This is a genomic window from Pantoea sp. VS1 (assembly GCF_002207995.1).
Lineage (GTDB): Bacteria > Pseudomonadota > Gammaproteobacteria > Enterobacterales > Enterobacteriaceae > Pantoea > Pantoea dispersa.
The window spans coordinates 17,282-40,251 of the sequence record NZ_NHZE01000023.1 but is presented as its reverse complement, the minus strand read 5'-3'; the positions used below and the strand labels follow the sequence as shown (position 1 = coordinate 40,251).

General features: G+C 58.5%; 21 protein-coding genes and 3 tRNA genes. 12 read left to right on the top strand and 12 right to left on the bottom strand.

Annotated features, from left to right (window positions below):
• The first annotated feature begins 16 nt into the window (after positions 1-16).
• The 4 genes from CBW22_RS11875 (at position 17) to CBW22_RS11860 (ending at position 3,820) form a co-directional block, all read left to right on the top strand.
• Positions 17-1,036 carry an isopenicillin N synthase family dioxygenase gene (locus CBW22_RS11875; protein ID WP_254919484.1) on the top strand — a complete coding sequence of 340 codons (1,020 nt, stop codon included), beginning with the start codon at positions 17-19 and terminating at the stop codon, positions 1,034-1,036.
• An 18-nt stretch (positions 1,037-1,054) separates the two neighbouring features.
• A complete protein-coding gene (locus CBW22_RS11870) occupies positions 1,055-1,837 on the top strand; it encodes a MetQ/NlpA family ABC transporter substrate-binding protein (RefSeq protein WP_088516719.1) in 783 nt (260 codons plus the stop codon).
• 111 nt (positions 1,838-1,948) lie between these two features.
• Positions 1,949-3,286, top strand: a complete 1,338-nt coding sequence (locus CBW22_RS11865) for a serine hydrolase domain-containing protein (protein ID WP_254919483.1) — start codon at positions 1,949-1,951, stop codon at positions 3,284-3,286.
• Between the two features lie 39 nt (positions 3,287-3,325).
• On the top strand, positions 3,326-3,820 hold the full coding sequence (locus CBW22_RS11860; RefSeq protein ID WP_058757185.1) for an RcnB family protein: 495 nt from the start codon (positions 3,326-3,328) through the stop codon (positions 3,818-3,820).
• Here the strand turns inward: CBW22_RS11860 and pdxR are convergent.
• The gene (gene pdxR, locus CBW22_RS11855; protein WP_088516718.1) at positions 3,810-5,261 is read right to left on the bottom strand and encodes a MocR-like pyridoxine biosynthesis transcription factor PdxR; all 1,452 of its coding nucleotides are present in this window, start codon (positions 5,259-5,261) and stop codon (positions 3,810-3,812) included. The two genes, CBW22_RS11860 and pdxR, sit on opposite strands and share 11 nt — an antisense overlap.
• A 106-nt stretch (positions 5,262-5,367) precedes the next feature.
• On the opposite strand from pdxR, the gene CBW22_RS11850 reads away from it, so the two are divergent.
• A complete protein-coding gene (locus CBW22_RS11850; protein ID WP_088516717.1) occupies positions 5,368-6,078 on the top strand; it encodes a GNAT family N-acetyltransferase in 711 nt (236 codons plus the stop codon).
• Positions 6,079-6,103: 25 nt separating this feature from the next.
• Here CBW22_RS11850 and CBW22_RS11845 read toward each other — a convergent pair whose 3' ends face one another.
• From CBW22_RS11845 to CBW22_RS11835, 3 genes are all read right to left on the bottom strand, one after another.
• Positions 6,104-6,763: a hypothetical protein gene (locus CBW22_RS11845; RefSeq protein WP_176428107.1), complete on the bottom strand. Its 660-nt coding sequence runs from the start codon at positions 6,761-6,763 to the stop codon at positions 6,104-6,106.
• A 196-nt stretch (positions 6,764-6,959) separates the two neighbouring features.
• Positions 6,960-9,260: a phosphatidylglycerol--membrane-oligosaccharide glycerophosphotransferase gene (gene opgB / locus CBW22_RS11840; RefSeq protein ID WP_088516715.1), complete on the bottom strand. Its 2,301-nt coding sequence runs from the start codon at positions 9,258-9,260 to the stop codon at positions 6,960-6,962.
• 210 nt (positions 9,261-9,470) lie between these two features.
• Positions 9,471-9,860 carry a tautomerase family protein gene (locus CBW22_RS11835; protein ID WP_021506760.1) on the bottom strand — a complete coding sequence of 130 codons (390 nt, stop codon included), beginning with the start codon at positions 9,858-9,860 and terminating at the stop codon, positions 9,471-9,473.
• A gap of 120 nt (positions 9,861-9,980) precedes the next feature.
• Here CBW22_RS11835 and CBW22_RS11830 point away from each other — a divergent pair, with 120 nt between their 5' ends.
• Positions 9,981-10,904, top strand: coding sequence for a LysR family transcriptional regulator (locus CBW22_RS11830; RefSeq protein ID WP_088516714.1), 924 nt, complete (start codon positions 9,981-9,983; stop codon positions 10,902-10,904).
• Here the strand turns inward: CBW22_RS11830 and CBW22_RS11825 are convergent.
• Positions 10,878-11,897, bottom strand: a complete 1,020-nt coding sequence (locus CBW22_RS11825; protein WP_058776437.1) for a glycosyltransferase family 32 protein — start codon at positions 11,895-11,897, stop codon at positions 10,878-10,880. The two genes, CBW22_RS11830 and CBW22_RS11825, sit on opposite strands and share 27 nt — an antisense overlap.
• Before the next feature lie 415 nt (positions 11,898-12,312).
• Here CBW22_RS11825 and CBW22_RS11820 point away from each other — a divergent pair, with 415 nt between their 5' ends.
• Positions 12,313-13,266: a YncE family protein gene (locus CBW22_RS11820; protein ID WP_021506763.1), complete on the top strand. Its 954-nt coding sequence runs from the start codon at positions 12,313-12,315 to the stop codon at positions 13,264-13,266.
• A 15-nt stretch (positions 13,267-13,281) separates the two neighbouring features.
• Here the strand turns inward: CBW22_RS11820 and CBW22_RS11815 are convergent, their stop codons facing one another.
• Positions 13,282-13,836, bottom strand: coding sequence for a histidine phosphatase family protein (locus CBW22_RS11815; protein ID WP_021506764.1), 555 nt, complete (start codon positions 13,834-13,836; stop codon positions 13,282-13,284).
• A 585-nt stretch (positions 13,837-14,421) separates the two neighbouring features.
• On the opposite strand from CBW22_RS11815, the gene CBW22_RS11810 reads away from it, so the two are divergent.
• The 4 genes from CBW22_RS11810 to CBW22_RS11795 all read left to right on the top strand — a co-directional run bounded on the left by CBW22_RS11810 (position 14,422) and on the right by CBW22_RS11795 (position 19,354).
• A complete protein-coding gene (locus CBW22_RS11810; protein WP_088516713.1) occupies positions 14,422-15,810 on the top strand; it encodes an MFS transporter in 1,389 nt (462 codons plus the stop codon).
• Between the two features lie 75 nt (positions 15,811-15,885).
• Positions 15,886-16,908 (top strand): LacI family DNA-binding transcriptional regulator, encoded by a 1,023-nt coding sequence (locus CBW22_RS11805; protein ID WP_088516712.1) that lies wholly within the window; start codon positions 15,886-15,888, stop codon positions 16,906-16,908.
• Positions 16,909-16,920: 12 nt separating this feature from the next.
• Positions 16,921-17,904: a nucleoside hydrolase gene (locus CBW22_RS11800; RefSeq protein WP_021506768.1), complete on the top strand. Its 984-nt coding sequence runs from the start codon at positions 16,921-16,923 to the stop codon at positions 17,902-17,904.
• Between the two features lie 229 nt (positions 17,905-18,133).
• Positions 18,134-19,354 carry an MFS transporter gene (locus CBW22_RS11795; RefSeq protein WP_021506769.1) on the top strand — a complete coding sequence of 407 codons (1,221 nt, stop codon included), beginning with the start codon at positions 18,134-18,136 and terminating at the stop codon, positions 19,352-19,354.
• Here the strand turns inward: CBW22_RS11795 and CBW22_RS11790 are convergent.
• From CBW22_RS11790 to CBW22_RS11780, 3 genes are all read right to left on the bottom strand, one after another.
• On the bottom strand, positions 19,351-19,815 hold the full coding sequence (locus CBW22_RS11790) for a YbaK/EbsC family protein (protein WP_021506770.1): 465 nt from the start codon (positions 19,813-19,815) through the stop codon (positions 19,351-19,353). The genes CBW22_RS11795 and CBW22_RS11790 overlap by 4 nt on opposite strands.
• A gap of 95 nt (positions 19,816-19,910) precedes the next feature.
• A complete protein-coding gene (gene fhuF, locus CBW22_RS11785; RefSeq protein WP_088516711.1) occupies positions 19,911-20,705 on the bottom strand; it encodes a siderophore-iron reductase FhuF in 795 nt (264 codons plus the stop codon).
• Between the two features lie 147 nt (positions 20,706-20,852).
• On the bottom strand, positions 20,853-21,947 hold the full coding sequence (locus CBW22_RS11780) for a GGDEF domain-containing protein (protein WP_021506772.1): 1,095 nt from the start codon (positions 21,945-21,947) through the stop codon (positions 20,853-20,855).
• A gap of 229 nt (positions 21,948-22,176) precedes the next feature.
• Here CBW22_RS11780 and CBW22_RS11775 point away from each other — a divergent pair, with 229 nt between their 5' ends.
• Complete coding sequence (locus CBW22_RS11775; RefSeq protein WP_058757170.1) at positions 22,177-22,461, top strand: DUF1435 domain-containing protein; 285 nt, start codon at positions 22,177-22,179, stop codon at positions 22,459-22,461.
• Positions 22,462-22,550: 89 nt separating this feature from the next.
• Here the strand turns inward: CBW22_RS11775 and CBW22_RS11770 are convergent.
• From CBW22_RS11770 to CBW22_RS11760, 3 genes are all read right to left on the bottom strand, one after another.
• A tRNA-Leu gene (locus CBW22_RS11770) sits at positions 22,551-22,637 on the bottom strand.
• Positions 22,638-22,665: 28 nt separating this feature from the next.
• Positions 22,666-22,752: transfer RNA gene (locus CBW22_RS11765), tRNA-Leu, on the bottom strand.
• A 31-nt stretch (positions 22,753-22,783) separates the two neighbouring features.
• Positions 22,784-22,870: transfer RNA gene (locus CBW22_RS11760), tRNA-Leu, on the bottom strand.
• Between the last annotated feature and the right edge of the window lie 100 nt (positions 22,871-22,970).

Sequence of the window (22,970 nt, the reverse complement as noted above, 5' to 3'; positions counted from 1 at the left end):
ATAGCGAGGAGACAACATCATGGCGGATACCCTGCCAGTACTGGATCTGGCCCTGCTGGAACTACCGGACGCAGAGCAGGCAGCTTACCTGGCGCAGCTGCGGGAGACCGCGCGTGACGTCGGTTTCTTCTATCTGGTTAATCACGGCATCAACCCGCAACTGCTGCACAACGTGCAGAGTATCACGCGGGCGTTTTTTGCCCTGCCGCAGGCGGAGAAGCAGCGCGTGGCAATGATCCACTCACCGCATTTTCGCGGCTACAACCACGCCGGTGTGGAATACACCCGCGACCAGCGCGATCAGCGTGAACAGTTTGATATCGGTGCCGAACGCGCGGCGCTGACGCTGCAGCCGGGCGATCCGGCGTGGAAACGGCTGCAGGGGCCCAACTTATGGCCGGAGGCGTTACCGCAATTGCGTCCGGTGATGCACGCCTGGCAGCAGGCGATGACCGCCATCGCGCTGCGCCTGCTGCGGGCCTTTGCCAAAGCGCTGGCGCTGCCGCCGGATGCGTTCGACGCGCTGTATGGCACCCAGCCCAATGAGCACATCAAGCTGATTCGTTATCCCGGTCAGGCGGCAGAAGCCAGCCAGCAGGGCGTCGGCGCGCATAAAGACTCCGGCTTCCTCACCTTTTTGCTGCAGGACGATCAGCCCGGTTTACAGGTGGAAGTGTCACCCGGTCACTGGGTGGATGCGCTGCCCAAGCCGGGCGCGTTCGTGGTTAACATCGGCGAACTGCTGGAGATTGCCAGCAATGGGTATCTGCGCGCCACCGTGCACCGCGTGGTGTCGCCGCCGGCTAATCGTGAACGCGTGTCGATCGCTTTTTTCCTCGGTGCGCAGCTGGACGCCGAAGTACCGCTGTATCAGTTGCCGCCACAGCTGGCGGCAGAAGCCCACGGCCCGACCAGCGATCCTGCCAATCCGCTGCTGCGTGAAGTGGGCTGGAACTACCTCAAAGGGCGTCTGCGTTCCCATCGCGATGTGGCGCAGCGCTATTACGCTGATGCATTAAGCACAGTGAAATCATAAGAAACCTAAGGAAAGCCCATGCAGAAAACGATGATAGCGTCACTGGCCCTGGTGGCCCTGTTCAGCAGCGTGGCGTCCGCCGCGGCACTGCGCGTGGCCGCCGATCCGGTGCCGCACAGTGAGATTCTCAACTACATCAAACAAACCGACAAACAGCTCGACCTGAAGGTGATCGAGCTTAACGGCAATTTAAACGCCAACGAGCTGCTGGCGCGTGGCGACGTCGATGCCAACTATTTCCAGCATGTGCCTTATCTACGCGATCAGGAAAAAGCGCTGGGCGAAAAATTTGCCGTGGTGGCGACCGTGCATATTGAGCCACTCGGGATTTATTCGCACAAAGTGAAATCCCTGAAAGATCTGCCGGATGGTGCGCAGGTGGCGGTGCCCAACAACGTCACTAACCTGAGCCGCGCGCTCTATCTGCTGCAGGCCAACGGCCTGATTACGCTGAAAAGCCGCAGCGCCAGTACGCTGGTGACCACGGCGGACATTAGTGACAACCCGCACCATCTGAAGATCATTGAAGTTGAAGCGCCACAGCTGCCGCGCGCGCTGGATGATGCGCAGCTGGCGATTATTAACGGTAACTATGCCCTGCAGGCCGGGCTGGTGCCGTCAAAAGACGCGCTGGCGCTGGAACAGGCAAAGGATAATCCGTATGCCAACGTGCTGGTCACCACGCCAAAGCTGGCCAGCGACCCGCGCATTCTCGCGTTAGCGAAAGATCTCGAATCAAAGCAAACTGCTGAATTTATCAACCAGCACTACAAAGGATCGGTTATCCCGGTTAATCAATAATGCCCGGCGCCACCTGCGGCTGACAGGTGGCGCACCCGCTGTTCTGTGGTATATTTCGCCACCAACACCAGTGGCACCTGCTGCATAACATAAAAAATAACTTATCAATTGATGGCTACTTCCCGCTTCGTCAGACTTCAGCGGCTGACGCTTTCTCGCGCCTGGTTGCACCTGCGGCTGTCAGCCCTGTGTCTGCTGCTCAGCGGCTGTGGGACGCTGTCGCAAACGTCCGCGCCGGTGGGCGATCGCGTCTATCTTTCCCACGCCTCCTTCCATGAAAACGTCGATGACATTGTGCGCCACTACATGCAGCAAAAGCAGGTGACCGGCATCAGCATCGCCATTATTCATCAGCGCGGCGCGCCGCAGTTTTACAGCTATGGCGTCACCGATGCGCGCCAGCGTTATCCCATCACGCCGGATACGCTGTTTGCGCTGGGCTCGCTGAGTAAAGGCGTTACCGCAGAGGTCATTATCGGGCTGGTGGATCGCGGCGAGCTGCACTGGAACGACACGCTGGCCACGCTGCTGCCGCGCGGCGTGCCGCTGAGTGAGGATGCAAAACGTATCACGCTGCTGCAGCTGGTCACGCACACCTCAGGGCTGCCACGTCAGGATATGGATTTGCCGATGTTCCTGAAATTTATGGCTTACCTGCGCAGCGGCGAAAATTTTTACGGCAATCTGGATAGTGATGCCGTGCTGAGTTATCTGGCCGATTTCAGCGCCCCCGCGCACCCGGCGGCGCAGTACTCCAATCTCGGCTATGCGCTGCTGGGCTATATTCTGCAGCATCGCCTGCATCAGGACATTGAAACGCTGGCGCAGCATCAGCTGTTTGGTCCGCTTGGCATGACCAGCAGCAGCTTCCATCCGCAAACCCTGCGCGGCTATCCGTGGCGCGCGCTGGGCCACGCCGGCGATCAGCCGAAACTGATCGCGCGTGGTCAGCTGACGCCGGACTGGGCCTTTCGCGGCAATATGGTGGCGGCCGCCAGCCTGTATAGCAACGCGCGCGATCTGATTCGCTACCTCGATGCGCATCTGCACAGCGATGCACAGGGCGCGCTCGGCCAGGCGCTGGCGCAGGTCAATCATTCTTATGAGCAGCATGGCAACCAGGCGCAGAATATCGCCTGGGTAACCGATACCTATGGTCAGCAGCAGATCACTTATCAGGTGGGGTATATTGGCGGTTATGCCAGCTTTATTGGCTACGATCGCGCCCACGGCAATGCCATCGTGGTGCTGCAAAATGCCTTCAACTGGAGCAACTATCTCGGCATTGCGCTGCTGCGTGATTTGGCGCGTAAAGATCGCCGGGTGCTGAACACGGTTGCTTGCAATTTTGCTGCTCAGCAAAGCGCGCCGCCTGAGGTATGCTGTGGAGCGAAATTTGACGCGCAAAGCGCGGCGCGGGAACCTTCCGCACGTGGCGCTTGTCAGTAAATGGGACAGTTAAATAATTAACCAGAGTGGAAATCACCAATGCGCAGGACACACGTCACCCTTCTTTCAGCAGGAATTTTTCTGGGCGCTTTAAGCCTGACGCCAGCAGCACTGGCAGAAGGTGAGCCAACCGATAGCGTACCGATGCCGCCGCAGGTGCAGCAAACCGCACCAGACGCCTCAGCGCCAGCGGCCACCAGCGATGCGCCCGCCAGCAGTGAACCGGCAGAATCCAGTGGCGATGTCGCGCCGATTCGCCCGTCACAAAACGGTCCGGGTGAAGCGCCATCCGCCGCCAATAATTACGATCTGCACACCATCATCATCGATTACAAAGAGTATAAAGTCGGTGACGTCGTGCCGGATGAGTACCGTAAAAAGCAGTACACCATCGTTGAGTGGCAGCCGCGCCACCTGCCTGCACCGCAGGAAGGCACGCACTGGGCTTATATCAACGCCAACTACATCCTGATCACCGACGACAGCGGCAAGATCGTGATGGGCAAATCCGGCGACATTTTCTTCAAGGGCTAATGCCCGGCAGCAGGCGCGCCAACTGCGCCACGCCTGCCATTATCTGACTGGTGCTGGTATTACCGTATCCCAGCACCAGTCCCTGCTGTTTTTGCTCGCCCAGATAAAAGCCGGACAGCGCGCCAGGCGCATAGCCATGGCGAAACAGCTGTGCCGTCAGCGCCACATCATCCACCGTATCCGCCAGCGGCAACACCAGATGCATGCCGCATTCACCGCCCAGCAGCGGCACCTGAGCACCAAATGTCTCCTGTAGCGCAGCCCGCAGCGTGGCCTGCCGCTGACGATACAGGCGGCGCATTTTGCTCAGGTGGCGATTGAAATCCCCGCTGCGTAGAAACAGCGCCAGCGCCTGCTGTTCCGGCCGGTTACCGCCGCGTAACAGCTCATGCAAGGCTGGCCGCAGCCGCGGCAGCAGCGGGGCGGGCAGCACCATGTAGCCGATGCGCAGCGCCGGAAACAGGGTTTTGCTGAAGGAGCCGATGTAAATCACCGGCGTCGGCTGCGCCATGCCCTGCATCGCGGCAATGGGCTCACCGCTGTAGCGAAAATCGCTGTCGTAATCATCTTCAATAATCCACGCCTGATGCCGCTGTGCCGCCGCCAGCAGCGCCAGCCGGCGCGCGGCGCTCATGATCGCGCCGGTGGGATACTGATGCGTCGGCGTGGTGTAAATCAGCCGCGGCGGACGCTGCTGCCAGTCCTGTGCTGTCGGTGCCAGTCCCTGCGCATCTACGGCAATCGGCTCGATCTGTAGATCGCCGAGGCGCATCGCCGCTTTGGCACCGCGATAGCCCGGCTCCTCCACCCAGCCGGTGTCGCCACGATTGGTGAGCAGCGCGACGCACAGCGTCAGCGCCTGCTGCGCGCCTTCGGTAATCACAATCTGCTGCGGCGCGCAGCGCACGCCGCGCGCCAGCGCCAGATGCTGCGCCAGTGCCTCACGTAGCGCCAGCTCACCCAGCGGATCGCCGTAGCCCAGCAGCTGTGCCTGCTGCGCGGTTTGATTGAGCGCGCGACGCCACTGCGCCAGCGGGAAATGCGCCAGCGCCGGCGTGCTCGGGCGCAGCGCCAGCTCCTGGCTGGAGAGGCGATGCAGCGAGTGCAACCCGGCAGCGCGCGCGGAAACCGGCCAGTCGGCGCTGTCGTCGGACGCCTGCGCTGGCAGCGGCGTGTGCGCCAGCCGGCTGACGCGGCTTCCCTGGCGGTCGCTGAGGATAAATCCTTCCGCCTGCAGCTGTGACCAGACGGCGATCACCGTATTGCGCGACACCTGCAGTTCAGCCGCCAGCTGACGGGTCGCCGGCAGGCGCGTGCCCGCCGCCAGCTGACCATTCAGTATCGCCTGGCGCAGCCGCTGATACAGCTGATGTTGCAGAGTCAGGCTGCCGTCGGCCTCTAACGGTGCCAGCAGCAGCGAATGCCGGTTCAGTGTGCGCATTCGGCACCTCCGTGGATCTATCGATTTGTCACATTGTGGCGCTTTTTCCTGAACCAGCAAAGTGGCACGCTGCACGCTGTCACCCTCACACAGAAGGAATCGCCGTATGTCACCGCAGACCAATCGTTATGGACAACCCATCGGCCCGGCGCTGGAGGCGTGGCAGCCGCGCCCGCTGCCGCAGGGGCAGATTTTCACCGGCCAGTATTGCCGGCTGGAGCCGCTGGATGCCGCACGTCACGGTCGCGAGCTGTATGCGGCTTATGCGCTGGCGGAAGATGACCGCGACTGGACCTGGCTGCCGGTCGGGCGCTTTGACGATGAAGCGTCTTATCTGGCATTTGCGCAGCAGTGCCAGCAGAGTCCGGATTACCTGCACTTCGCGGTTATTGACCGGCAAAGCGGGCAGGCGGTCGGCTCGCTGGCGCTGATGCGCATTGAACCGCAGCACGGCGTGATGGAGGTCGGCTTTGTGGTGTTCTCTCCGCTGCTGAAGCAAACCCGCATGGCCACCGAAGCCCATTATCTGCTGATGCGTTACGCCTTCGAACAACTCGGCTATCGTCGCTACGAGTGGAAATGCGATAGCTGTAACCAGCCGTCGTACAACGCCGCCCTGCGGCTGGGCTTCCGTTATGAAGGCACGTTTCGTCAGGTGGTGGTGTATAAAAATCGCAGCCGGGATACCGCCTGGTTCTCTATCATCGACAGCGAATGGCCGCAGGTGAAGCTGGGCTTTGAGCGCTGGCTGGCGGCAGATAACTTCGACGCCCGCGGCCAGCAACGCGCCAGGCTGGAGACATTACGTCAGGCCTGACGCGCGCGCCGGGCTGGCTGCCCGGCTAACCGGCAAAAATATATTTGGCGGCTGACAACACAAAGGCACTGGCCATCGCCATCATCAGCCGCCGATGCCAGAGATTATCGCGTTTGAGCTCATTGAAACCGAGCTGCATGCGATGGTCGAGATCCAGCAGGCGCTCATCCACTTTTTCAAAGCGTTTATCAATTTGCCTGAATCGCTCATCGATTTGTTCAAAACGCTGATCGATTTTCCTGAATTGTTCATCGATTTGCTCAAAACGTTGAGCGATTGTCCTGAATTGCGCATCTACCTTTTCAAAGCGTTTATCGATTTCTCTGAATTGTGCATCTACTTTTTCAAAGCGTTGATCGATTAGCCTGAATTGCTCATCCACTTTTTTGAATCGTTGATCAATTTTCCGGAATTGCTCATCGACGTTGTCAAATCGCAGCTCAATGGCTTTAAACGTATGGCGGACCTCATTTTCAAAATGCCTGAGGCTCTGTGCCAGTTTATCGACACGTTGCGCGGTGGCGTGATTTGCCCGCATCACGCCTTCCATGGCCTGCGAAAGGTGCGTTTTGGTCAGGCTGTTTTCCTGCTGCATTTCGGCAAAAATGTCGACCATCACTTCGGCCTGGTGATCGGCCACGCCCGCCTGCTGCAGTGCTTTGAATGCCTTATGGGTGTTCATCATCGTCGGTATCATCCCTGTTGCTCCTGGTCGCCTTTCCTGTTGCCTGCAAGGTTATCCAGGTGGTGATAGTTGCACCATGTGATGATGTGGATTTTGCGCGACGTCTCGAAAAATATCAATTCGTACAATGAGTAACGCTAAGCGGCAATAAAAAGGGCCTGCACGCTGGCAGGCCCTGGTCTGGCACGCATTTTTATCAATTTTCGGGCTGCGGAATTATTTTTATCTCCGCCATGCCGATACCGAGTTTGCGTGGATCCTGACCGGTAATGTTGCCGAGATTAGACAGCTGTGGTTCTGGCGGCGTGATGATCAGGTTGCGGCTGGCGCCGGGGTTGGTGAAATGCAGCGTTTGCGTGGAGAACGCGTCACCCAGATTGAGCTGCTGCACTTGCTCGCCGACGCGCACCGGAATCGGTCGATGGGCGTTAGCCCCATAGGCGCGTGCGGTGATCACTACGTCAAAACGCGCCGGCAGCGGATCGACATATTCAATGTTCACCTCCGGCGCGAGGTTGGCGTTCGACCAGCGCCCCCAGCTTTCCGGCCGTGAAATACCGCTAAAGCGCTTCACGCTGGCCGGCGCGCCCGGCACGGTCAGCAGGAAGCTGTCCGCCTGGTAGCGAATGGCATTATCCTCGATGCGCATTTGCTGCTCGTTGAGCTGATATGTCTCGGCGCTGACTTTCACCTGCGGGAACTGCGCTTTGCCCTGCCACACCGGCTGGTCGATGCGCGTCACCGTGGGCTGTCCGCCGGTCTGGCCCATCGCCAGGCAGAGATCGGTCGACAGCGCCAGCGCCGGCTGCCACAGCCGGCCCATTTTGAAGCAGCGATCGACCCAGACAAACTTATCGCTGGCGGCAAAATCGGCCAGCTGGAAGCGTAGCGGCGCGGCGTATTCGCCTTCCGGCAGCGGCTCTACCTGATGATCGGATACGCGGAACAGGATCGGCAGCCTGAACGTCGCGCCCGAGAAGCTAAAGGTATTTTTGGGCTGGTCGATGGTGAACGTCTTCATCTGGCTGGGGAAATTCCACAGCTGAATGATATCGGCTTTCCACGCCGTGACCTTCTTCGCCATGTCATCGAACTGGCTGGAGAGCGAGGCCGAAGACAGCCCGCTGCGGCCAAGGCCAATCGCGTTATCCCCGCCGAGAATATCCAGCACCGTGGCGCCGTTATCCAGCGTGCTGCGCTTGCCGTCCAGCACCTCGGCCTGCGGCTGATCGCCACGGATCACCATAAACAGATCGCGGCGCGGCTGCTTGATCAGATACTGATGCGCCGTGTTATTCATCGCCAGATGATCGGAACTCACCACAATCACGGTGTTTTTAAACCACGGCGAGGCTTTGATGCGGGCAATCAGGCGCGCCACGTGCTCCTGGGAACAGGCCACCGCGCTAAACGACTGATTGGGTTTACCATCATAGCTGTAACTTTTGCGCTGACAGCTGCGCGAAATAAAGCCGTCCGGATGGTGGGTGTCCACGGTGAGCGTAAACAGCGCAAAGCGTTTCTGCTGACGCGACAGCTCCTCATACTTTTCAAACACTTCATCCATCACCGTATCGTCGTAAAAGCCCCAGTTGTTACGGTAGCTGGGGTCGGCGACGCGGCTCTTCAGCTCCTGCGAGCCGTACATGTTGGCGGCGTCAAAACCGTGTGACAGCAAAAAAGTGTCTTTACCGGCAAAGCGCAGGTCTGCGCCCTGAATAAACCAGTTCTCATAGCCGGAGTGTTTGAGGATATCGCCGAGGCAGATATTTTGCGGATAGAAGCTGGAAAGCGAAGCCGAGGCGTTGCCGTCGAACGGCGCAAACAGCGGAATACCGCACTGCGACGCCACCATGCCGGCGATGGTGTAATCGGTGCCGGGCAGTTGCTCGGTGTTGCTGAAGTCAATGCTGTGATCTTTTTCGCGGCTCAGCTCCGGTGCCAGGCCAGGAAAAGCCTGTTGATCGAAGTAGGTGCGCTCAAGGCTTTCGCCGTAGATATACACCAGGTTGAGCTTCGGCGCGTTAATCTGCTTGTTCGGCGTTTTGTAATAGGTTTCGAAATCCGAGTCGGCCTGGCGCGCGTGGGAGGCGATCAGCTCTTTCACCTGGCGAAACGCCGGCGTGGTTTGCACCGAGCCGGCAGCACAGGCGATCGCCAGCAGGCTCCAGCCGAGATGATGCGGACGTTTATGCCGGCGCAGCACCCAGGAGAGAAAACAGAACAGTAAAAATAGTCCGATGATCAAGCCAAGCGCCGGTACCACATATTTGCTCACGCCCGCGCCGGTCAGGCTGTTGGTCAGGGTATAGAGCACCGCATCGTTGATGCCATCGCCGGTAAAATAGTTGCTGGCATACAGCGTGGCGTTGAGCACGATGAACAGGGTGAGCAGCAGCAAGATCAGGATAAACCAGAATTTATTTCGCCCGGCTTTATACGAATAGACTGCGATCGCAGCCAAAAAGAGCACTATTGAAAGCAACTCCAACGGCAGATCCTCACATTAAGTAAAAAGAACGCGTTACCTGCGTCTGCGGCCCTCTGCGGGGGTTTTGCGTCAATCTATATTGGCTGTCACAGGGCTGCAACACATCCAACCAGATTTGTGCGATGCATTGCGAATCGTTTAAGGCGGGTTTAGGCGGAGTCTGATTTAGTCTGGCAGCAACCGGCGCGCTGCTGCCAGACAGGGCGGGCGCGGGTGTTATAGCTTACCGGTGAGATACTGCGCTTCGCCGTCGGCAAAGCTCCAGTCACCTTTGCTGTTGGTAATAAAACTGATCATCAGATCGTTGCCCTGCACGCCACAATTCTCCCGCAACTCGCGCGCTAACTCTGCCATGAAGTGCGTTTTCTGTTCTTCACTTCTTGGGCTGGTGTACACGCGCACCATCACCAGATTGTCGCTGCGCGCAAAGCCCAGCCCGGTATCCTGAAAGACCATCTGATAACGCTTGTTTTCATGAACAATCTGGTAACGATCGCGCGCCGGAACCTTAAATGCCGTGAGTACCGCGCGATGCGCGGCGTCGAGTAAGGTACGAATCTCTGCTTCAGAACGGCCCTGAATAACATCAAAAGTCAGTAACGGCATCAATAAATCCTCGTTTTTGCCCACGCGGAAAGAGTAGGATGAAACGCTATGCTGCCGCTTGCTGCCGGAAAGAAAAAGCGCGCTGATTAAAATGATTATTTATTATTTTGAACAATTCTGATGAAAGAAATTAAAACCGATGCACTCTGGGTGCATTTGCACTGGCTGACGGTGCTGGCGGAACAGGGCAGTTTTACCCGCGCGGCTGAACGCCTGGATGTCAGTAAAGCGGCGATGAGCCAGAAAATCAAAGAACTGGAGCAGATGGCGGGCGTGGCGCTGGTGCAGCGCACCACGCGCAGCGTGCGGCTGACGTCGGCCGGTGAAAAGCTGGTGGACGACCTGCGTGAGCCGTTTGCGCGCATCGCGCAGAGCTTCTTTAGCGTGCGTGACGAAGCCGGGCCGGTGCGCGGTCTGGTGCGCATCAGCGCGCCGGTGGCGTTTGCCCGGCAGCAACTGGTGCCGATTATCGGCGACTTTCTGCGCGACTATCCGCAGGTGCGGTTGCAGCTCAACGTCAGCGATCGGCTGGTGTCGCTGGGCAGCGAAGGATTCGATCTCGCCATTCGCCACAGCCAGCAGCTGCCGGAAACGCACGTCGCGCTGCCGCTGTGTGAAACGCGCACGCTACTGGTGGCCGCGCCGGACTATCTGACCCGTCACGGTACGCCAGATACGCCGCAGGCGCTGCAGCAGCATAACTGCCTCTATTATCCGCGCGGGCTGGAGTCGCCGCAGTGGCGCTTTCGTCTGTACAGCGATGACAGCGAAACGGTGCAGGTGAAGATTCAGGGTAATTTCGCCACTAATAACAGCGAGTCGATTCGTGACGCTGCGCTGCAGGGGCTGGGCATTGCCATGCTGCCGGACTTCAGCGCCAGCGCGGCGCTGGCCAGCGGCACGCTGCAGCAGGTGCTGCCGGAGTGGCAGGCGGTCGATGCCTTTGCCGACCGCCTGTGGGTAGTGCGGCCCTACGCGGCGCAGGTACCGCGTGCCGTCACCACCTTTATCCACTGGCTACGCACGCGCTTTGTTGATGGGTGAGGCCAGCGGCGCGCTGAGCGGTGCGCTGGGCTGCATCATCGCTCCCAGCAGGCTGCGACGGTTATAGTTACCGAGACGCAGATTGAAGTCGAGATGCAGCTGCTCAATACCGCTCAGCTTGATCACCGGCGGCGGCGTATGCGGGCGCTGATGGAATAGCACCGTGTGCGCAAAGGCGTCACTTTGCCAGTTGTTCAGCCGCTGATAGTAATAGGCGTTGGCCTCACATTTACGCAGATACAGGTTCACGCGGCGATGTTCGCGCATCGCCGCCTGCTGCGCCAGCGAACCCAGCTGCTGTGCCGGCTCGGCGATTTTCTGCGTCAGCAGGGCAAAATCATCGCGCTTTGCCAGCTCATTAAAATAGTTGTGCGCCCCCAGATGTTTGATCGGCGCGTACTGTTTTTGCCACTCGCGTATAAAAGGATTATTGGGCGCAGCGGCGAGAAACCAGTTTTCAATCACCGGTGCCAGATAGTTGACGGTGGCAATTTCACGGTAATAGCCAATCACATCCATGCGGCGTTCCTGATGCGCACGGTGCACCCAGCTCAGGTCTTCAAATAACAGCGTGCTGCAGTCAATCGCAATGCCGCCGTAGCGTAATAATAATTCGAGGCGAATGACTTCACTTTTTTGCTGCTCACTTAATTGTGTCGAGGTAAAAATAAAATCCGGCAGGACTTCTTTAAGCGTTAAACGGTTTAATACATACACCTGATGGTCGGGATTATCCTGACGCAGCTGCTGGATATTTAACGCCATCGATTTCGGTAAATATTCATTGTCCCAGTACATCCAGATTTTTTTGGGTATTTCCGGCAGCGCTTTCTCACCCGAAAGCAACACGATATTGTCCTCTTCGCTGGGATCATATTCCGGCGCGCAGAGCGCAGTATGCTGTTTTTTCTGCAGTAATGTCTGGCCGGTGAAGGCGATTCTCTGCCAGTGTTGCCAGAGCGTAAGGGCTGGCTGGAGACGTTTTTTTGTCATGATGCACCTGATTATTGTGATTATGGGGAGCAAGGATTCCCTGATGCTGGCGGCTTGAGCGCGCTTATGTGTCCTGACGGCTGTGTGTAAAAAGACTACCCTTGCTTAATAATCGATCCGCAGCGGCAAGGCTACGAATTTTTTTCGCTTTCAGATTTACCGGAAACGCCGGGATCCGGGATGGCTAAAAAGAGGTATCAATAAAATGATGAGGTACGGCATTTTTTATTTTTACTTGATTAAGACTATTCCTAATAAAATAACCTCCTGCAGGCGCAGGCCGCGGCGCGGAATAAAAATGAGCGATCGGCGGTCCGTTAACCGCGCTGTATTTTCCTCTGGCCTCGCCGCCGCTTGCCCAACGCGGAGGCAGGTTAGCTACGCTTAGAGCAGGCAACGAAAAAAAGGAGGCACTATGCAGCCACACAAGCGTGGGTTACTGGCGGTTGATAAGCAGGGCAACCGCGTGCTGTTTCTCAATCCCGATAGCTTCGCCGTTGAGCAGGAGCTGAATGCCTTACCGCCGCGACCGCATGAGCTGCTGATGCTGCCCGCGCTGGAGAAGGCGTATGTGCCGATCTACGGTGATGGCGTCCATGGCGACAATCCGCATCCGGGGCACAAGGTGGCGATTATCGATTTGCGCCGGCGGCAGATTCGCGGCTTTATCGATCTGTCACCGCTCAAGGCGCCGCACAGCGGCCAGCTGGGACGCGATGGCAAAGTGTATTTGTGCTGTGAACACAGTGCCGCGGTGGCGGTGATCGATCCGCACAGCGACACGCTGGAGAAAACCATCCGGCTGCCGTCGCACAACGCGCACCGGCTGACGCTGTCGCCCAGCGGCCGCAAGCTGTTTACTGAAAACGAAGAGGACGCCAGCATCACGGTGGTGGATCTGTGCGAGGCGGAAGGGCGCATCATTGACAACATCCTGCTGCCGGGACCGATTGCCGGCATTGCCGCCTCGCCAAAGCACCCCTATCTGGTGGCCAGCGCGGCAGACGCGCCGCTGCTGTACGTGGTGGATCGTCAGAGCCATCGTATCCGTCAGCGCATCACGTTGCCTGGCCATCAGCAGCCGTGCCAGGTGGTGCGCTTCAGCGCCAGCGGTGAGCGGCTGGTGGCGATTGGCGACGGGGAAGGAGTGGTGACGCTGTTTGACGACTTGCTTAATCCGTTGGGGGACGTCGCGGTCGGCAATCAGCCGATGGATGGCTGTTTTAGCGCCGATAACCGCAGCCTGCTGATCGCTAATCAGGGTGACGGTTCGCTTAGCCTGATCGATCTGACGCAGATGAAGGTCATCGCCACGCCGCAGGCTGGCACCGGCTGCGAAGTCCTGAGCTACTTTCAGCTGTCGTCCTGAGTGCGAAAGCCGCCATCAAATAAACGGCCGGTGATAAATCGCGCTGCTCCAGTGGCGGCTGCTGGCGTGTTTTTCTGCCTGCCAGCCGCGCTTGCGCAGTTGGCGCGCAATCAGTTTGTTCATAATACCGTGGCCCACCAGCAGCACCGTGCCCTGTTGCGACAGGGCAATCAGTTTGTCTGCCGCCCGCTGCGCGCGCTGCCGGGCATGCTGCACTGATTCCACGCGCCCGGCGTAACCGCATAGCCACAGCAGGCGCAGCAGCGCCAGCCACAGCGTCAGCGGCAGATGCAGGCGCGCGAACGGCAGCAGCGGCATCGCCACTTCACTGAACACCTCATCCACGTCCTGCGCCTGCAGACCGAGCCGCGCCAGCGACGAACGCGCACGCGGCAACGGACTGCAGGCAATTACGCTGGCCATGCGCGCAATCGCCATACTGCGCGGCGGCGGCGCATCACAAATCACCGCCTGGTCGTAGCCTTCACACCAGTCCGCCAGCGCCCGCGCCGTAAAGCGCCCGCTTACCGGATGGTCTGGCTTGCCGTGTCGCATGAGGATAATGGTCATAATGCTCCTGAGTGAAGGTCATCCAGTCTACTGCAGGCGCGCAGGATTTCGCGCGGCCCGGGCGGTTTTAAGAATAATGCCCGGGTGTCATCAAAACTTAACTGAAATGTGCGAAAACGGCGCGGTGAAAGTTTGGTCGCCGTTTTTGCCAATGATAAGCAATAGTCGTTAATCACGTAGCGTGCGTGGATTTTTTAATGACGCTGGCTGTAATGTAATATCATGAATTAACGCCGTTTTTATCTTTCTCTCCTGCACCAATGTGAAGATAAGTTAATTATTTTCCTGTTGATCACTTGATTTATCTACGCGCGTAGATAGACTGTCTTCACAGTGACAACTCACGGTGCCAGAGACGAAGTTGGCCTTGAGATGACCCAGTTACATTTGCCGTGCTAATGCGATCGATGAAAAAAACATCGGCGAAATCAGGCAAATAGATGAATTCCAACACCAGGGAATTCTTTACTGACCTTTCATCCAGGTTTGCCTACTGAACGTCGCCACCGGGGAGTTCCGCTTGTTGCCAGGGAACCGACCCACGGATGGGCGTTTACTGTTTTCACCTCTTTCAGGGAAATGGTTATGACGGTACATCACTCCGTTACGCAACAAGGTTCACCCGCTTCCGCCGCCGATGCGCGGCTGAAAACCACCTCCGGGCGCAAAGATTTCTGGCGCGCCACCTTCTCCTGCTGGCTGGGCACCGCGATGGAATACGCGGATTTCGCCCTGTATGGCCTCGCTGCCGGCATCATTTTTGGCGATGTGTTCTTCCCCGAAGCCACCCCGGCGATGGCGCTGCTCTCCAGCTTTGCCACCTGGTCGGTCGGCTTTATTGCGCGCCCGATCGGGGCGCTGCTGTTTGGCTGGATTGGCGATCGCAAGGGCCGCAAGGTCGTGATGATCAGCACCATCATTCTGATGGGTGCTTCAACCACGCTGATCGGCCTGATTCCTTCCTATGCAACGATTGGCCTGTGGGCGCCGGCCTGCCTGGTGCTGCTGCGTTTCACGCAGGGGCTGGGCGCCGGCGCTGAGCTCTCGGGCGGCACGGTGATGCTGGGTGAATACGCGCCGGTTGAGCGCCGTGGCCTGGTGTCGTCGGTGATTGCGCTTGGTTCCAACAGCGGCACGCTGATTGCGTCGCTGGTGTGGCTGGCGGTGATTCAGATGGATAAAGCCACGCTGCTCGACTGGGGCTGGCGTATTCCGTTCCTCAGCAGCGTGCTGATTGCTGCGGTCGCGCTGTGGATTCGCCGTCATCTGCGTGAAACGCCGGTGTTTGAGCGTCAGCAGGCGGAACTGCAGGCGCAGCGCCATGAAACGCTGGCGCAAAGCGCGACGCAACCCGACAGCCGCAGCTTCTGGCAGCGCAGCCGCGCCTTCTGGACCATGGTGGGCCTGCGCATCGGTGAGAACGGCCCGTCCTATCTGGCACAGGGCTTTATCGTCGGCTACGTCGCCAAAGTGCTGATGCTGGACAAATCGGTGCCGACCACTGCGGTGTTCATCGCCTCGCTGCTCGGTTTCCTGATCATCCCGTTTGCCGGCTGGCTGTCAGACCGCTTTGGCCGACGCATCACCTATCGCGGCTTCTGCCTGTTACTGATGGTCTACGCCTGGCCCGCCTTTAGCCTGATGGACAGCCGCGAGCCGGCCATCGTGATTCCGGTGATTGTGGTGGGCATGGCGCTGGCGTCGCTGGGCATCTTTGGTGTGCAGGCGGCGTGGGGCGTGGAGATGTTTGGCGTCAAACACCGTTACACCAAAATGGCGGTTGCCAAAGAGCTGGGGTCTATCCTCTCAGGAGGTACCGCACCGCTGGTGGCGGCGGCGCTGCTGTCGTTTACCGGCCACTGGTGGCCGATTGCCGTGTACTTCTCGGCCATGGCGACCATCGGTTTCCTCACCACCTTTGTGGCACCGGAAACGCGCGGACGCGATCTGAATCTGCCGGAGGATGCTATCTGACGCGCAGGATCGTGCAACATTCTTTGATTACGCTGGCCGGTACTCCCGGCCAGCGGCATTAACGCAGAGGCAATATTGGCGAAATCCCCAACCGGAAATGTGACACGCAGTGACGTCGCCAAAGCCGCCGGAACCTCGGTGGCGGTGGTCAGCTATGTGATCAACAACGGACCGCGTCCGGTGGCCGAAGCCACGCGTCAGCGCGTGCTGGCCGCCATCCAGCAAACCGGCTATCGCCCGAATGCGGTGGCGCGCGCGCTGGCCTCCGGCAGTACCAAAACCTTTGGCCTGATCGTGCCGAATATCGCAAACCCGTTTGTCGCCTCAATGGCGCACGTGCTGCTGCAGGAGTCGCTGAACCACGGCCACGTAATGCTGCTGGGCGATGCCGGCGACGATCGCCAGCGCGAGCTGGAGCTGATTCAGGGTTTGCTGAATCGCCAGGTGGATGGCCTGTTTTACACCAGCGTCGATCGCCATCCCTATATTGATGTCATCCAGGCGAGCGGAACGCCGCTGGTGATGCTGGACCGCATCGAACCGCGCCCCGGCGTCAGCATGCTGTGCGTTAACGAACGTGAAGCGGCGCGCCAGGTTACGGCGCATCTGCTCAGCCACGGCTATCAGCAGGTCGGCATGATCAGCGGTCCGCGTGAGATGCTTAACGCGCAGGATCGTATTCAGGGCTGGAGCGACGCCATGGCGCAGCACGGGCTGACGGTAGATGAAGCGCTGATTTTTCCGGCCGGCTATTCGCGCCAGGGCGGTTACGACGCCGGGCAGCGCATGATTGCCAGCGGCCGGGTGCCGCGCGCGCTGTTTACCAGTAACGAAGGGCAGGCGATTGGCTGTATCCGCGCGCTGTCCGAACACGGTCTGCGCGTGCCGCACGATGTCGCGCTGGTGTGTTTCAACGGTACCGAGCAGTCGGCCTTTCATGTGCCCACGCTCACCACCGTGCGCCAGCCGCTGCGCGAAATGGCACGCAGCGCCATCGCCATGCTGAAAAACGGTCATGGTGAGGCGCAGCTGGCCGAATTTCCTCACCATCTGGAGATCGGTGAGTCCTGTGGCTGCCCGCACCCTCAACAAAAATAAATATATAACACCATGAAAAGACTAATTATTGATTGTGATCCGGGGAATGGTATTGCTGGCGCTAACACCGATGACGGGCTGGCGCTGGCCTTAGCGCTGGCGTCACGCGCGCTAGCAGTTGAGCTAATCACCACCGTGAGCGGCAACACGCCGAGCGCGGTGGGAGCGCGGGTGGCTAAAGATCTGCTGCAGCGGCTCGGACTGAACATTCCGGTGGTGCAGGGCGCGCTGCAGGCGCTGCGCGAAGATCCGGCGCCGTGGCGCGCGCGGCTGGATAACGTCGCCGACCCGGCGCTGGGCGAACTGTGGCGCGGCGTGCGTCAGCCGCAGACGGTGGCAGCGGACGGCAACGATGCGGCGGGCGTGATGGGCCAGCTGATTTGCGACAATCCCGGCGAGTTTACGCTGGTGGCAATAGGCCCGCTGACCAATGTGGCGCAGGCGCTGCAGCGCTATCCGCAGATGGCGGATTCCGTAGCGGAGATCGTCATCATGGGCGGCGTATTCGCGCTGGATGACTACATCAAAGACACCAATTTTGGCCTCGATCCGGAAGCGGCGCATCAGGTGCTGCACAGCGGCGCCACCATCACGCTGGTGCCAATGGATGCCACCACGCAGACGCTGCTGACCCATCAGGATCTCACGCGCCTGACCGCCTGCGATCATCCACTGCCGCAGTTTGTACGCGAAACGCTGCGACCGTGGATTGATTACTCCATCCGCACCCGCCATCTGCCGGGCTGCTGGATCCACGATGCGCTGGTCATTGCCTGGCTGCTCAACCAGCGCGTGGCGGATGGCGTGGATTATCACGTCGATATCGAGCTGCGTCCCGGTGCCACGCGCGGCAAGACCTGGCGCTACCGCACGCCGCTGCGGCTGGACGTCGGCGTGCCGGCGGACGCGGGCGCACTGGTGCATGTGATGCAGAACGTAAACAATCCGCTGCTACTGGAAGTGATTGAGCAGACGTTTAACGGATTGAAACGCTAAGATTTTGCTGCGGCGCGCGGTCTCCCGGCCGGAGTACCGCGCGCCGCTTTCCTGCCGACACGCTTCCTTACATCGCGAATCACTCGCTGACAATTCCCCGCCGCGCGGTGCCTTTCTGACATGCTATATACAAATGGTTAACACAATAATAACCAGTGCAACCATTCGCTGGATAACGTTCCAATAAAAATCTGGCCGCGAGCCGGAAGCAATCAGACAGGATACCCTTATGTTTAACTGGACTGCGACCCAGCGCAACGTGGCTTTCGCCAGTTTCGCCAGCTGGACGCTGGATGCGTTCGACTTCTTTATTCTGGTGTTTGTGCTCAGCGATCTTGCGCGCTACTTCAACACCAGCGTCTCCGATGTTTCCATTGCCATTATGCTGACGCTGGCCGTACGGCCGGTAGGCGCATTGATCTTTGGCCGGCTGGCGGAAAAATATGGCCGCCGGCCGATCCTGATGCTCAACATCGTGCTGTTTTCGCTGTTTGAGTTGCTGTCGGCATGGTCGCCCAATTTTGCTGCTTTCCTGACCTTCCGCGTGATTTACGGCGTGGCGATGGGCGGTATCTGGGGCGTGGCCTCTTCGCTGGCGATGGAAACCATTCCCGACCGTTCACGCGGCCTGATGTCCGGCATCTTCCAGGCCGGTTATCCGTGCGGCTATCTGCTGGCGTCGATAGTGTTTGGCCTGTTCTTCGAACAGGTGGGCTGGCGCGGCATGTTCCTGATTGGCGCGCTGCCGATTCTGCTGCTGCCGTTTATCTATTTTAAAGTGCCGGAATCGCCGGTATGGCTGGCGGCGCGCGAGCGTAAAGAGAATCACGCGCTGCTGCCCATCATCCGCCAGCACTGGAAAATCTGTATTTACATGGTGCTGCTGATGGCCTGTTTTAACTTCTTCAGCCACGGCACGCAGGATCTCTACCCGACGTTCCTGAAAGTGCAGCACCAGTTTGACGCTCACACGGTGAGTATTATCGCCATCGGCTATAACATCGCGGCGATGCTCGGCGGCATTACGTTCGGCTCGTTGTCCGAGCGTATCGGGCGTAAAAAAGCCATCATGCTGGCGTCGTTTCTGGCGCTGCCGGTGCTGCCGCTGTGGGCGTTCTCCAGCGGTTCCTGGGCGATTGGTATCGGCGCGTTCCTGATGCAGTTTATGGTGCAGGGCGCATGGGGCGTGGTGCCGACCTACCTGACCGAGCTGGTGCCGGCCAATGCGCGTGCGGTACTGCCGGGCTTCGTTTACCAGCTGGGGAATTTAATTGCTTCGGTCAACGCCACGCTGCAGTCACGCATCGCCGAAGCCCACGGCGGTAACTACGGGCTGGGCATGGCGATTGTCGCCGGCACGGTGGCAGTGCTGATTTGCGTGTTCGTGGCGTTTGGCCGCGAGACGCGCGGCATCGAAATATCCGGGGCGGTGGCGAAAGAGACGCGTTAACGCGCCTCGCAGACGTCAATCCATTTCGCCGCCGTGAGCTCAGCCATGCGCTGCGGCGAAATGCGCACCGCGCTGTGAATCGAGCCGGCCGCAGGTAACACTTCATCGAAACTGCGCAGCGACACATCGCAATAGACGGTCAGCGGATTTTCCAGCCCGAACGGGCACACGCCGCCGACCGGATGGCCGGTCCAGTTCACCACTTCATCCACGCTCAGCATGCGCGCTTTTGCCCCGAGCGCCGCCTTCAGCTTGCGGTTATCCAGCCGGGCGTCGCCGCGCGTGACAATCAGCACCACGCTCTCTTTCACTTTCAGCGACAGGGTTTTGGCGATTTGCCCCGGCGCCACGCCATGTACGCGTGCGGCCAGTTCTACGGTGGCAGTGCTTTCCGGCATCTCGATGATGTCGATATCCGGTGCGTGTTCGGCAAAGAAGTGCCGTACCGACTCCAGGCTCATTTTTTTCTCCGGTAAAAACAGAGCGTAAAAGCTGCCATAAGGCGGGAAAGCTGTAAACGGGAGAAACGGAGAATCTGTAACAGAATACGCCGCGCTTACACGGCATTTAACGTGCAGTTACCGCAGCGTTCGACGTCCGGAATGCGATAGCGCTGGCAGCAGCTGCGCCGCTCCATCGCGCCGTTACGCGGGATCATGGTGCGATACAGCGGATTATCACTGCCGTCGGACAGGGATTTGCTGAAAAACAGCGCCTGTTCCAGTTGATGCCGGGTAGCCGCAGGCAGCTGCTGCTGCAGTTCGCCGAGGAACCAGTAAAACGAGAAGCCTAAGTTGTTCCAGATCAGCCGCGCGTTGATGTCACCGTGCTGCGCCATGCCGTTGACGGCGGGGATCAGGCCATGCTGAATCAGGCGTTCGATACGCTGCTGCGGATTGAGATAGCGCGCATCCTCATCCTCCTGCACATCAATCCAGAAGGCGCACGGATGGCCATTTTCGTGGAACTCAACGTGAATGCGCTGCGGCGAGCAGTCGAGCGCGCGCGGCTCCTGCAGCAGCGCCAGCATTAATGGCGGCAGCAGCAGGCCAAAATACCACTGGGCCCACAGCGACTGCAGCGGTTTGGCTTCCTGCGGAACATCGGGATGGTGGCGATAGAGATAGTCGCTGTAGCGCTGCGTCAGGCGGCGATAGTGAAACGGCGTGGACCATTCGGCCAGCGTCAGGGTGCCTGCAGGGGCCGGCTGGCCCAGCTTTACGTTTTCCCGCATGTAGCTGCGCTGGTCGCACATCAGATCTTCCAGCGCGCTGGCTAAGCTGCGATCGCTCTGCATAAAGATCAGCGGATGCGCGCTAAAGCGGTGATCCTGACGCGTGATGATGGCCATGCGGCTCCTGAGTGAAAACGGGAAGCGAAAAACAAATGATAATCGTTCCCGATTCACTGAGCAAGATGCCAGCAGCGCTCACTGCCAGGCCGCCGTGCATTTTGCGTGAAATCCTGCGGAGAGGGCGCGGCGTTGTCGCCGCACCGCTTACACCAGATCGCTGCTTACCGGCGCCAGCTTCGGTAAATCCTCCCATGCCAGAATGGTGTTACGTCCCTGATTTTTCGCCACGTACAGCGCGCGGTCGGCGTTGGCCACCGCCTGGTCGAAGTCTTCTGCGAAAATCGGCGCGATACCGGCGCTGATGGTCACGTGGGTCGAGACTTTATCATTGAAGCGGTGGGGAATTTCCAGATCGACTACGTACTGACGGATGCGTTCGGCCAGCTTCATGGCAATCGAGGCGTTAACGTTGGTCATCAGCACCAGAAACTCTTCGCCGCCGTAGCGCGTCACCACATCGCGCGAGCGCACCGCATCGCGAATCGCAACCGACACCCGCGCCAGCGCCTGATCGCCCATGGCATGACCGTAGTTATCGTTGTAGGCCTTGAAGTGATCAATATCCAGCAGCAGCACAAAGTGGCTGCCGGCATGATTTTCCATGATGGTGTCCAGCCGGTTCTTCAGCCCGCGCCGGTTATACAGGCCGGTGAGCGGATCGAGCATGCTCAAATCGCTGAAACTTTGCTTCTCCTCATACAGCTGGCGCACCAGCCGCAGAGTGAAGGTGTCGAAGCGGCGGCGCATCAAATGGTGCAGCGAGAAGCCGATCAGCGGCAGCGTAATGGTGAACAGAATGGTCATTAAATGCTGACCATCGTCCAGTAACAGTACGGTTAATACCGGTGGCGTAATATGTAAACAGAACGCAAGCAAATAATCACTCAGGGCAATCGCGCTGATAAAAAATACGCTCAGCAGACTGATTATTAAAAAGCTACCGTCAAAATAAAACACCAGATGGTAACGATGATTGATATGCCAGGCCCACAGCGCGCCTAATAGCAATGCGACAGGATTTAATAACGGGAATTTTAGATTTGGCGCGATTAAACATAGCGCCAGCAGCGTGGTGCTAAAGCCCGCCACCAGTGTTACCGGCAGCGAATTGATGGGATTATCCGTGCCGAAAAACGGCAGCAGACAAAAAAGCGAAACGGCGACATTCAAAAACAAAAATAGCATCAGCGACAGCCGATACTTGCTGTGTTTCAACTCATCATAAGATTGTAATTTCATTATTATTACTCGTGACAGCCCTGAAATATCAAAGCGCTACCCGCAGGAAATAATCCCACAACGCGGATAGTGAGCACGTTTTTGCTGTGTTATCAAAATAGTTATCGGCGGCAATCTATCATTTTCCAGTAATTCTGTCATCCGGCGCGGGCAGGGCAAAAAATTCGCTGCAAGATGAGAAATATTGTCATATGATAATGGGAATATTTATCATTTAAAGGGTTGCGCGATGATCATGGCGATGATGGCCGCCTGCGGCTTGTGGGGCGTAAGCTGGGTGATGGGAAAACGCCTGGATAGCGGCTGGGGCGTATTGCTGCCCTGTGCGGCCATGCCGGTGTTTGCGCTGTGGGAGCCGAGTTTCAGCCAGTGGCGCTTAGTGATGATTGTCGCGCTGCTGCTTACCGTGGTGATGCTGTTCCACCATCGTCTGCGTCATTATCTGCTGCTGCCTTCCTGCCTGGCGCTGGCGGGCGGTCTGGCGGCTATCTCGGTGAATTTTCACGTCATTTAACGGCGAGCAGAAACGACAATATCACGCAAAGGCGTGATAGGAGCGGCAACAATCAATGGGGACGTACTGCAGAAGAAGTGTGACAACGTTGGTGCGAAGAGAGGGACTTGAACCCTCACGTCCGTAAGAACACTAACACCTGAAGCTAGCGCGTCTACCAATTCCGCCACCTTCGCATCGTAGTTGTCTGTTTATATCACCGCATGGTGCGAAGAGAGGGACTTGAACCCTCACGTCCGTAAGAACACTAACACCTGAAGCTAGCGCGTCTACCAATTCCGCCACCTTCGCGCAGTGCACGCGATATAAACTCTGTGATTATTGGTGCGAAGAGAGGGACTTGAACCCTCACGTCCGTAAGGACACTAACACCTGAAGCTAGCGCGTCTACCAATTCCGCCACCTTCGCCTACCTGCAATACATTACAGTATTGCTAACCACGGAGGCGCATTTTAGAGATTTTACTCATTGCGTCAACACATATTTTGCGACGGTGAAACGACTGCTG